This is a genomic window from Microvirga calopogonii, assembly GCF_003347665.1.
Classification (GTDB): Bacteria; Pseudomonadota; Alphaproteobacteria; order Rhizobiales; family Beijerinckiaceae; genus Microvirga; species Microvirga calopogonii.
Genome location: NZ_QDGA01000015.1, coordinates 105,125 through 112,304 on the forward strand (window position 1 = coordinate 105,125; position 7,180 = coordinate 112,304).

General features: G+C 64.8%; 4 protein-coding genes. 3 read left to right on the forward strand and 1 reads right to left on the reverse strand.

Features of this window, described 5'->3' with window-relative positions:
• Window positions 1-13: 13 nt before the first annotated feature.
• Window positions 14-1,552 carry a helicase HerA-like domain-containing protein gene (locus DDF70_RS14380; protein ID WP_114945544.1) on the reverse strand — a complete coding sequence of 513 codons (1,539 nt, stop codon included), beginning with the start codon at window positions 1,550-1,552 and terminating at the stop codon, window positions 14-16.
• 231 nt (window positions 1,553-1,783) lie between these two features.
• Between DDF70_RS14380 and DDF70_RS14385 the strand changes: the two genes are divergently transcribed.
• The 3 genes from DDF70_RS14385 to scpA all read left to right on the forward strand — a co-directional run.
• Window positions 1,784-2,164 carry a DUF2267 domain-containing protein gene (locus tag DDF70_RS14385; RefSeq protein WP_114945545.1) on the forward strand — a complete coding sequence of 127 codons (381 nt, stop codon included), beginning with the start codon at window positions 1,784-1,786 and terminating at the stop codon, window positions 2,162-2,164.
• 909 nt (window positions 2,165-3,073) lie between these two features.
• Complete coding sequence (locus DDF70_RS14400) at window positions 3,074-5,101, forward strand: methylmalonyl-CoA mutase family protein (protein ID WP_114945548.1); 2,028 nt, start codon at window positions 3,074-3,076, stop codon at window positions 5,099-5,101.
• A 340-nt stretch (window positions 5,102-5,441) separates the two neighbouring features.
• Window positions 5,442-7,180 (forward strand): methylmalonyl-CoA mutase (scpA, locus tag DDF70_RS14405; protein WP_114945549.1); only part of this gene is annotated, 1,739 nt, incomplete at its 3' end.

Below are 7,180 nucleotides of genomic sequence, written 5' to 3' on the forward strand. Positions count from 1 at the left end.
GCGCCTGCCAGCACTATCGCTTCAACAATCCGCCCAGGGTTCCACGCACGATGGCGCGGCCGATGGAACTGCCTTGTCGCCCACCGATGGATTTTCCGATCTCGGCCGCGAGGCTTCCCACCGTCTGGTTGACGACCGTGCGCGTGACTTCGCGGGTCACCCGCTGCGTCATGGTCATCGAACCCTTGCGCTGCCCCGTCGTCCCGAAGAGGCCGCCGAGCATGTCCAGAATGCCGCCTCCCCCTTCCGCAGCCTTGGCATCGGCGGCGGCCTGCTCGGCGCGCTTGGCGAGCATCTCGTAGGCGGATTCCGGATCGACCGGCTGGTCGTACTTGCCCTTGAGAACGCTGGCCGCCACGATCTGCTGGCGCTCGGCGGCACCGATCGGCCCGACCTGCGCCATGGGCGGCGCGATCAGCGTGCGCTCCACCATGGATGGCGCTCCCTTGCCTTCCAGGGTCGAGACCAGGGCTTCGCCGACGCCGAGTTCGGTGATGGCCTTCTCCGTATCGAACGCGGGGTTCTGGCGGAAGGTCTGCGCCGCGACGCGCACCGCCTTCTGCTCACGCGGCGTATAGGCGCGCAGCGCATGCTGCACCCGGTTGCCGAGCTGCGCCAAGACGCTCTCCGGCACGTCGACCGGGTTCTGCGTGATGAAATAGACGCCGATTCCTTTCGAGCGGATGAGCCGAACGACTCGCTCCACCGTCTCGACGAGCGCCTTGGGAGCATCGTTGAAAAGAAGATGCGCCTCGTCGAAGAAGAAGACCATCTTGGGCTGGTCGAGATCGCCCACCTCCGGCAGCTCCTCGAACAGTTCGGACATCAGCCAGAGAAGGAATGTGGCGTAGAGGCGCGGATTGCTCATGAGCTTGTCGGCGGCCAGAATGTTCACGACGCCGCGCCCGTCGCGATCCGTGCGCATCAGGTCCTTGATGTCGAGGGCCGGCTCGCCGAGAAATTCGTCACCCTGCTGATTTTCGAGAACGAGAAGCTGCCGCTGGATCGTCCCGATGGTGGCCTTCGACACATTGCCGTAGGTGGTGGTGAGTTCACCGGCGTTGTCGGAGATGAGCTGCAGCAGCGCACGCAGATCCTTCAGGTCGAGCAGCAGCAATCCCTGCTCGTCGGCGATGCGGAACGCGATGTTGAGGACGCCCTCCTGGGTATCGTTGAGATCGAGCAGGCGGGAGAGGAGCAGCGGCCCCATTTCGGAGATCGTCGCCCGTACGCGATGGCCCTGCTCTCCGAACAGGTCCCAGAACACCACCGGGAACTTGTCCGGCACGTACTCGATGCCGATTTCCTTGGCGCGCTTGACCAGGGGTTCCTTTCCGCTCCCGGGAGCCGCCATGCCGGAGAGATCGCCTTTGATGTCGGCGGCGAAGACAGGGACGCCCGCATTGGAGAACCCCTCCGCCAGCACCTGAAGCGAGACGGTCTTGCCCGTGCCCGTGGCACCCGTCACCAGGCCATGGCGGTTGGCAAGCCTCAGATCCAGATATTCCGGCTTGGTGCTTTTACCGATGAAGATCTTTCCGTCTTCGAGCATCGTATCTCTCCAAAGTCCAAAGTCTCGGACCCAAAAGTGGAATGCACTTTTGGGACTAATCCGAGGCTCAATCCCTTAAGCGGCGCATCTTTCAGGGCGGAAAACCGGATCCACTTTTCCGCACGATGCGCTAGGATCTTAGATGTCCCGTGACGAGTTTCCACTGTCAGGTTTCTTGATTTAATAGTTTACTTATGAACTATCCGCTTTCCGAAGCCTCAGGAGAATCAGATGGAAGAACTCATCGCCCGCGTGACGCAGAAGACCGGCCTCGATCAGGCGACCGCCCACAAGGCCATCGGGCTCATTCTGGGCTATCTCCAGAAGGAGGGTCCGCAGGCGGAGGTCAACCAGCTGATCGAAACCCTGCCGGGTGCCCAGGACGCCATCGAGCAGTCCAAGACCGGCGCAAGCGGCGGCCTCATGGGGATGGTGGGCTCCATGGGCGGCGGCGTCATGGCGCTGGGCGGCCAGCTCATGGGCATCGGCGTCTCCATGGGCCAGATGCAGCCCCTCGGAAAGGAACTCTTCGCCTATGGCCGCGAGAAGGCCGGTGAGGACACGATGGGCACCATCATGGGATCGATCCCCGGCCTGTCCCAGTTCGTCTAGTCCTAAGCTCGTCATCACCGGGCGTGTCCCGGTGATCTCGATCCATTCGTGTCAAAGAGCCAGCACCTGTGGGCCCGCAGCTTGCGCTGCGAGCCTGCAGGGATCGAGGGAGGGTGCCAGGACCTCCGGCTCGCTATGTCTGTGAGAGTGGAAGAGCCGGACGGCGTCTTGCACGCGGTTCTTTTAGGCGTTTCGACTTGGCAGCCCACAGGCACCAAGGGCCTCCGGTCACAGGTTTGCGAGGCCTGCGACCGGACCGCTTCCCACCCCGTTCTTGCGACGCCTCGCGAGCGCGCCCCTCGGCGGGCGGGAATAGGGAACGATATAGCCGAGCTTAGGAAGCTTGTCAAGAACAAAATGAGAACATAACATCGACCTGGCACCTCCTCCCCGTCATCACCGGCCTTGTGCCGGTGATCTCGATTGGAGAAGCGCGACGCTTCAAGTGATCGGGATGGCCGGCACAAGGCCGGCCATGACGGGGGAGAGATTGCAAGAGGAGCGCTCATCTCCGCCCCTTCCAACGCTCATCCTGAGAGGCTGGCTCATCAAGTGGCGCGGGTATCCCCTCCCCCTTGTGGGGAGGGTTAGGGTGGGGGTGTCGGCGCTGAACTGGACCAGCGTGGCGCCGACACCCCCACCTCCAACTCCTCCCCACAAGGGGGAGGAGAGTTCCCAGTGCTTTACGAGCCAGACTCTGAGGATGAAGGCGGTGGGAGCGCCCGCAGACGTGGATGGCGGGGACTGATCCCCGGATCGAGTCCGGGGACGGCCATGACGGCAGAGGGCGGAGAGTTGGGGAGGAACGGCGGCATGCCCGCGCAATCCCGCCCTTTGGGGCATTCCCACCCCTGCCTCGTCCCGGTATTGTCCGGCGCAACCGATGAGCCCCTTCGGACGAGGATACCCATGGACGATCTCTCTCTCGCGGCCGATTTTCCGCAGGCCACCCGCGAGCAATGGCTCAAGCTGGTCGAGGGCGTGCTGAAGGGCGCGGACTTTCGGAAGAAACTCGTCTCTCGCAGCCATGACGGGATCGACATCCAGCCGCTCTATCCCAAGGCGGAAGGATCCACCCCGATCGCGCGCGAGCAGGCGGGCCGCTGGCTGGTGTCGCAGCGCATCGACCATCCCGATCCCGAGAGAGCCAACGAACTCGCCCTCCTCGATCTCGAAGGCGGCGCCGATGCCCTGACCCTGGTGGCCCAGAAGGCTCCGGCCGCGCGGGGCTTCGGCGTGCAGATCGGCTCCCTCGACGATCTCGACCGGGCGTTGTCGGGCGTCATGCTCGACCTCATTCACCTGCGTATCGATGCCGGCGGGCACGGCCGCCAGATGGCGGCTCTGGTCCTCGCCCTGGCTGCGCGACGTGGCCACAAGCTTGCCGACCTCTCCCTCGATCTGGGCCTCGACCCCATCGGAGCCATGGCGGCGCAGGGGCGGATGTCCGCCTCCTGGGGCACCATGGCCGGGCGGATGGGCGACACGCTCGGCCACCTGACGGAGCAAGGCTTCGCCGGCCGTGCCTTCCTGGCTGATGGACGCGTCTACCACGAGGCGGGAGCCAGCGAGGCGCAGGAGCTCGCGGCCGTGCTGGCGACGGGGGTCGGCACCATGCGCGCCCTGGAGACGCAGGGTCATTCGCCCGATGCCGCCCGACGGGCGCTCTCCTTCCTCCTCGTCGCCGATGCGGACGAATTCCTTACCGTGGCGAAGCTGCGGGCGCTGCGCCGCCTCTGGGCACGGGTGGAACAGGCCTGCGGCCTGGACCCTCGGCCGATCCGCCTTCATGCGGAGACCGCCTGGCGCATGACCACCCGGCGCGACCCGTGGGTAAACATGCTGCGCACGACTGTGGCTGCCTTCTCGGCCGGGATCGGCGGAGCGGACTCTGTCACGGTGCTGCCCTTCACGGCCGCCCTGGGTCTTCCGGATGCCTTCGCCCGCCGCGTCGCCCGCAACACGCAAGCAATCCTGCTCGATGAATCGAACCTGTCCCGCGTGATCGATCCGGCGGCGGGCGCGGGTGGGTTCGAGGCGCTCACCGATGCCCTGTGCGAGAAAGCCTGGGGACTTTTCCAGGAGATCGAGCGCGAGGGCGGCATTCTGGACAGCCTCAAAGCCGACAGGCTCCAGGCCCGGATCACCACTGTCCGGGCTCAGCGGGAACAAGCCGTCGCCACACGCAAGGAACCGATCACCGGCACGAGCGAGTTCCCGAACATCCATGAGGCGGATGTGACCGTGCTCTTTCCCTCCCCCTTGTGGGAAGGGACTAAGGGTGGGGGTGTGAGCTCTGAACTGGACCAGCAAAGCGCCGGCACCCCTGCCTCCCACTTCTCCCCACAAGGGGGAGGAGAGCAGCTCGCGCCGACTGAAACCGCCTTCTCGTCCCTCGTTCAGATGGCCGGACAGGGGGCGACCCTGCCGCGACTGGTCGGCACGGCCTCCGGCCCCTCGCCCGTCGCCATTGCGCCCCTGCCTTCGGTTCGGACGGCCGAGCCTTTCGAGCGCCTGCGCGACCGGTCGGATGCCTATCTTGCGAAGACGGGGGAGCGGCCGAAAGTCTTCCTCGCCAATCTCGGGCCGATCTCGGCCTTCACGGCTCGCGCCACCTTCGCGAAGAATTTCTTCGAGGCGGGCGGACTAGAAGCGGTCACGAACGACGGTTTTTCGGACAATGACGCGCTTCGACAGGCCTATCGCGACAGCAAAGCCAAACTGTCCTGCATCTGCTCGACGGATGAGATCTATGAAAAACACGCGGAAGAGGCGGCACAGGCCCTGCGCTCCGCCGGATCGTCCCTCATCTACCTCGCAGGACGGCCGGGTGAGCGCCAGGACCAACTGACCCGCGCAGGCATCGACACTTTCATCTATGCCGGGTGCGACACGCTCAAGGTTTTGACCCAGGCTCTGGACGAGGCTTGTTCCTAATCGTCCAAGGCTTAATGGGAGTAACGCGTCGCAATGTCGTTCCCGGCCGGAGCGTCAGCGAAGGGGATCCATAGCAGCTCGCTCGATCTTGGATCCCCTTTCCCGGCCTTTCGGCCGCCGGGGATGACACCCACCACGTCATGGCCGGCCTTGTGCTGGCCATCCCGGTCACTTGAAGCGTCGCGCTTCTCCAATCGAGATCACCGGCGCAAGGCCGGTGATGACGAGGGGAGGCTAGACCCTCCTTCTCCGACCATGCGCCGATGGCATCCCGAGGCCGGATGCCCTAAAATGAGCCGTTCATAGTGTTTCATCCGTCAAGGGCATCCGTTTCCAGGCCATGACCAGCATCCCGGACTTTTCGAGCGTCGCTTTCTCCGACGCTCCCCTGGCGTCCTCCTCCCAGGCTGCTTCGGAGCCCTGGCTCACGCCGGAGGGCATCGCGGTCAAGGGAGCCTATGGGCCTGAGGACCGCGCCGGGCTCGATTTCCTCGACACCTGGCCGGGCGTCGCGCCGTTCCTGCGCGGCCCGTACCCGACCATGTACGTCAACCAGCCCTGGACCGTGCGCCAATATGCGGGCTTCTCCACGGCCGAGGATTCCAACGCCTTCTACCGCCGCAACCTTGCGGCCGGCCAGAAGGGCCTGTCGGTCGCCTTCGATCTCGCGACTCATCGCGGCTACGATTCCGATCATCCGCGCGTGGCCGGCGACGTGGGCATGGCGGGCGTCGCCATCGATTCCATCTACGACATGCGCACGCTCTTCGCAGGCATCCCGCTCGATCAGATGAGCGTGTCGATGACCATGAACGGCGCGGTGCTGCCCGTTCTCGCGCTCTACATCGTGGCAGCGGAAGAACAGGGCGTGCCGCCGCAAAAGCTCTCCGGCACGATCCAGAACGACATCCTGAAAGAGTTCATGGTGCGCAACACCTACATCTACCCGCCCAAAGGGTCGATGCGCATCATCTCGGACATCTTCGGCTATACCTCGGCGAACATGCCGAAGTTCAACTCGATCTCGATCTCCGGCTACCACATGCAAGAGGCCGGCGCGACGCAGGACCTGGAGCTCGCCTATACGCTCGCCGACGGCGTCGAGTACATCCGCGCGGGCATTGCGGCCGGGCTCACGATCGACCAATTCGCGCCACGCCTGTCGTTCTTCTGGGCCGTGGGCATGAACTTCTTCATGGAAGTGGCCAAGATGCGCGCCGCGCGCCTCATCTGGGCGAAGCTCGTGAAGGGCTTCAACCCGCAGAGCGAGAAGTCGCTGCCGTTGCGCACGCACTCGCAGACCTCCGGCTGGTCCCTCACGGCGCAGGACGTGTTCAACAACGTCACCCGCACCTGCATCGAGGCGATGGCGGCGACCCAAGGCCATACGCAGTCGTTGCATACCAATGCGCTCGACGAAGCGCTGGCGCTGCCCACCGATTTCTCCGCCCGCATCGCCCGCAACACGCAGCTTTTCCTGCAGCAGGAGAGCGGTACCACGCGCATCATCGATCCGTGGGGTGGCTCGTATTATGTCGAGCGGCTCACCTACGAGCTGGCGCAGAAGGCCTGGGCGCACATTCAGGAGGTCGAGGAACTCGGCGGCATGGCGAAGGCCATCGAGGCCGGCATTCCGAAACTGAAGATCGAGGAGGCTGCCGCACGCACGCAGGCGCGCATCGATTCCGGTCACCAGAAGATCATCGGCGTGAACAGCTTCAAGTCGACGGACGAAGCATCCATCGACATCCTGAAGGTCGACAACGCCGCCGTGCGCGCGAGCCAGATCGAGAAGCTCAAGCGCCTGAAGGCCGACCGCAACCAGGCCGACGTGGACGCGGCGCTGGCCGCCCTCTCCACGGTCGCCGCGTCCGGCGACGGCAACCTGCTCGACCTCGCCGTGAAGGCGGCGCGGGCCAAGGCCACCGTGGGCGAGATTTCCGACGCGCTGGAGAAGGTCTGGGGCCGTCACCGCGCCGAGATCAAGGCGATCTCGGGCGTTTACAAGCGGGAGGTCGGCATGGCGTCGCCAGCCGTGGAGAAAGTCCGCCAACTGGTGGACCAGTTCGAGCACGACGA

Coding starts and splice junctions, on each gene's coding strand:
- DDF70_RS14380 (WP_114945544.1), bottom strand. CDS start 1,552: ATGCTCGAAGACGGAAAGATCTTCATCGGTAAAAGCACCAAGCCGGAA.
- DDF70_RS14385 (WP_114945545.1), top strand. CDS start 1,784: ATGGAAGAACTCATCGCCCGCGTGACGCAGAAGACCGGCCTCGATCAG.
- DDF70_RS14400 (WP_114945548.1), top strand. CDS start 3,074: ATGGACGATCTCTCTCTCGCGGCCGATTTTCCGCAGGCCACCCGCGAG.